The sequence below is a fragment of the Halioglobus sp. HI00S01 genome, assembly GCF_001635445.1.
Lineage (GTDB): Bacteria > Pseudomonadota > Gammaproteobacteria > Pseudomonadales > Halieaceae > Halioglobus > Halioglobus japonicus.
Genome location: NZ_LWEE01000109.1, coordinates 1 through 214, shown reverse-complemented (window position 1 = coordinate 214; position 214 = coordinate 1). Strand labels below are relative to the sequence as shown.

General features: G+C 63.1%; 1 protein-coding gene. It reads right to left on the bottom strand.

What is annotated here, in order from left to right; translation table 11 throughout:
- The coding region (locus tag A3709_RS23745; protein WP_197484186.1) for a hypothetical protein at positions 1 to 214 on the bottom strand (214 nt) is incomplete at both ends.

Genomic DNA, 214 nt, shown 5'->3' with positions numbered 1-214 from the left:
CTACGTCTTTTGCGCCTGCGAGCAGGCGCGCAGCCTCGGATTCATGGTCTGCCTCGTCGCCGGGGCCGCGGGCGAGCATGGCGTGCAAGACGGCGCCTGAAAAGCCCGAGGTGGCGGAGGATTGCAGATGCACCCAGTAGGCCCGGTGTAGCACAGGAAGCGCCGTGTTTATGGCTTGTAGAACGGCGGCACTATCGCCTGACGTATTGATACT